The sequence below is a fragment of the Kytococcus sp. HMSC28H12 genome (assembly GCF_001816045.1).
Taxonomy (GTDB): Bacteria; Actinomycetota; Actinomycetes; order Actinomycetales; family Dermatophilaceae; genus Kytococcus; species Kytococcus schroeteri.
Genome location: NZ_KV824287.1, coordinates 1 through 3047 on the forward strand (window position 1 = coordinate 1; position 3047 = coordinate 3047).

Annotated in this window: 3 protein-coding genes and 1 tRNA gene; 3 read left to right on the forward strand and 1 reads right to left on the reverse strand. The window is 73.4% G+C overall.

Annotated features, from left to right (window positions below; all coding sequences use genetic code 11):
* The first annotated feature begins 148 nt into the window (after positions 1-148).
* Positions 149-221: transfer RNA gene (locus HMPREF3099_RS01660), tRNA-Ala, on the forward strand.
* A gap of 166 nt (positions 222-387) precedes the next feature.
* On the opposite strand, the gene brnQ is transcribed toward HMPREF3099_RS01660, so the two are convergent.
* Positions 388-1713: a branched-chain amino acid transport system II carrier protein gene (gene brnQ / locus HMPREF3099_RS01665; RefSeq protein WP_202816658.1), complete on the reverse strand. Its 1326-nt coding sequence runs from the start codon at positions 1711-1713 to the stop codon at positions 388-390.
* Positions 1714-2142: 429 nt separating this feature from the next.
* Here brnQ and HMPREF3099_RS01670 point away from each other — a divergent pair, with 429 nt between their 5' ends.
* A complete protein-coding gene (locus HMPREF3099_RS01670; RefSeq protein ID WP_070703467.1) occupies positions 2143-2376 on the forward strand; it encodes a DUF1963 domain-containing protein in 234 nt (77 codons plus the stop codon).
* Positions 2377-2440: 64 nt separating this feature from the next.
* Positions 2441-2995 (forward strand): PH domain-containing protein, encoded by a 555-nt coding sequence (locus tag HMPREF3099_RS01675; RefSeq protein WP_070703468.1) that lies wholly within the window; start codon positions 2441-2443, stop codon positions 2993-2995.
* Positions 2996-3047 lie beyond the last annotated feature (52 nt).

The following is a 3047-nucleotide window of genomic DNA, read 5'->3' on the forward strand; positions in this document are numbered from 1 at the left end:
AAGGGTGTCAAGGTCACCGCGGCGCCGCGGTCCCAGCGCCGCACTGCGGCCCGCCGCTGAGCGGGGCGGGTCGCTGGTCCGCAGCCGGCCGCGCGTTGGCCGCGTTGGCCCACCGTCCGGACAGTTGCTATAGTCGGCGGTCGCACACGGGGCTATGGCGCAGTTGGTAGCGCGTCTCGTTCGCAATGAGAAGGTCAGGGGTTCGAATCCCCTTAGCTCCACCGGTGACACGAAGGCCCCCTCCGCACGGAGGGGGCCTTCGTCGTGCGCGGGCCGTGGCCCGCAAGTGCTGCTCCGGGGGGTGGGTCCACATCGCCCGGGGTGTCGCACGCTGTGGGCGTCGTCACCCCGGGCCAACCGGACCCTGCCCCGATGCGGGTGCCGCGCTCAGGCGGTGGCCGGCTCGGTTCGCGCCGTGTCCGGGCGGGCGGCACGCTCCGGGACCCCGCGCACCCGGTCGAGCACCGCGCCCACCACGGCCGCCACCAGGGTGGGCAGCACCCACCCGAGCTGCTGGGCGTGGCCCGGCGACCAGCTGATGAGCGGCTCGAGGGCCGAGGCGCCCCATCCCAGCCCGACGAGCGTCATGACGGCCGACCACACCAGGGCCACCGCCAGCGCGAGCACGTAGGCCAGGTGCAGGCGGAGCCGCAGGGCGGCCTCCACGAGCACCAGCAGGATCAGCGCCATCGCCGGCGGGTACAGGAAGCCGATGATGGGCGCCGCCACCTCGATCACCTGCTCCAGGCCCAACGTGGAGATCGCCAGCGAGACCAGGCTGAAGACGATCGCCCACGTGCGGTAGGAGACGGCCGGCACAAGGCGGGCGAAGAACGACGAGGTGGCGCCCAGCAGGCCCACCGAGGTGGTGAGGCAGGCCAGGATCACGATGAGCGCGAACACCACCGTGCCGGTCGGGCCCATGGTCTGGTGGGCGGCCTCGGAGAGCATGCTCGCCCCGTCGGTGTACCCCTGCCCGTCCGGCAGGCGCTGCCCGATGAGGGCCAGGCCCAGGTAGACCGCGCCCAGCATCAGGCCGGCGAGCAGACCGGCCACCGAGACACTGCGCAGCAGGCGGCGGCCCGGCTCGATGCCGGCGTGGGTGAGGGTGGTGATGACGACGATGCCCAGTGCCAGGGCGGCCAGGGAGTCCATCGTCAGGTAGCCCTGCAGGAAGCCGGAGACGAACGGCTGGTCGGCGTAGTCGGCGGAGGCCGCGGCGGGCTGGCGCTCCATGCGCACCAGCGAGAGGGTCACCAGCAGCACCATGAGCCCCAGCAGGGCTGGGGTGAGGTAGCGGCCGATGGTGTCGATGATGCCGTCGGGGTTGAGGGCCAGCAGGTAGGTGAGGCCGAAGAACACCACGGCGAAGACGGCCTTGGCGGTCCACGAGTCGGTGCCGGTGAGCGGCGGGACGCTCGCGGCGTAGCTCACCGCGCCGGTGCGCGGCAGCGCGTAGCTGGCGCCGATGGACAGGTACACCAGCACCGGGAACAGCACGCCGAACACGCGGCCTCCCCGGGAGGTGAGGTGCAGGATGTCGCCGCCGGTGACGGCCACGGCCGTCACCGCCAGGATCGGCAGGGCCACGGCCGAGAGCATGAAGCCCAGGAGGGCGGGTGCGAACCCGTCTCCGGCCTGCGCCCCCAGCATCGGTGGGAACACGAGGTTCCCCGCGCCGAAGAACATGGCGAAGAGGGAGGCCGCTGTCATGGCCATCAGGACGGTTCTGGATCGTGTGTGCTGCATGCTCTTTCCCAGTGGTCGGTGTGTGACGGCGACCATAGTTGCCCCGGGGTGGGGCTCCGTCGGGGGGAGGAAGGAGCGGCCTGACCGGGCCGGGCAGCATCGGGGCCTGGACGTCATCGAGGAGTACCTGTCCCTGCCGCGCCGGTGGGAGAGCAAGCTCGGTGGCCCGCCCTATCTCCCGGCCGGCGTGGCGTGGCCCACGCGTCCGGCCCCGGACGGGTACGTGCGGTCCACGGACCACGGGGGCGAGACGCCCCCCTGGACCAGGTGCGCCTCCCCCTCCGCATGACCTTCACCCGCCGGGAGCCAGAGGAGCAGCTGCCGGGTCTCGGGACGGCCGACGTCCCCCCGGCCCTCGGGGACACCCCCTAGGGGGAAGCGGTCGAGGCACTGATGGCGGCCGGGGTGGCCTCCGGCGGCACGCAGCTGGGCGGCTACCCGTACTTCACCCAGTCCGACCCGCGCGACCAGGATCAGGGGCCGGAGCGCGTCCTGCTCTTCCAGCTGGACAGCGACAGTGCGGGGGTCACCGTCGGCGATGCGGGCGTGATGGGCTTCTTCGTCCCGGTCGAGGACCTGGCCCGGGGAGACCTGCGGCGCGTGGGCATGTCCTGGGACTGCTGCTGACGGGTGCGCCGGGTCCGTCCGCGGAGGGACCGGCCCCGACGGAGTCGTCCCGGAGAATGTGCCGGTGACTTCTCCCCACCCCGCCGAGTCCCTCGTCGTCGCGGCAGGCCGCCCCGACGTCGCCGTCCTCGACGAGCCCCGCCACCGGGTCTCCGAGCGCGCCCCCGCCTACTGGCGCGTGGGCGAGGTGGTGGGCCTGGTGGTCACCCTGGTCATCTCCGCCGGCGTGCTGGGCGGGTGGTGGTTCCTGGCCGAGCACGCCCCGCCCTGGTGGGCCTGGGCGGTGGCTGGTCTCTTCGTGCTCGTCGGCCTGGTGTCGCTCGTGGTGGCCCCCGGCCTCCGCTACCGCTGGGCGCGGTGGGAGGCCACGCCGGACGCGGTGTACACCCGCACCGGGTGGATCGACATCGAGCGCCGCATGGTGCCGCTGGCCCGCATCCAGACCGTGGACGTCTCGCGCGGCCCGATCATGCGCCACTTCGGCCTCACCGACGTGAAGATCACGACCGCGTCCTCAGCCGGGGACGTCACCATCGAGGCGCTGGACGACGAGCGGGCCCAGGTGCTCCTCGAGCAGCTGACGCGCGCCGCGAGCGCCGTGCGGGGTGACGGCACGTGAGCACGCCGATGGGGTGGGGCGCCCCGGACGACGCCCCCGCGCCGGCGCCGGC

What these genes read in the sequence shown, in the direction of transcription:
- brnQ (WP_202816658.1), bottom strand. Translation starts at nt 1,713, where the DNA reads ATGACAGCGGCCTCCCTCTTCGCCATGTTCTTCGGCGCGGGGAACCTC.
- HMPREF3099_RS01670 (WP_070703467.1), top strand. Translation starts at nt 2,143, where the DNA reads ATGGCGGCCGGGGTGGCCTCCGGCGGCACGCAGCTGGGCGGCTACCCG.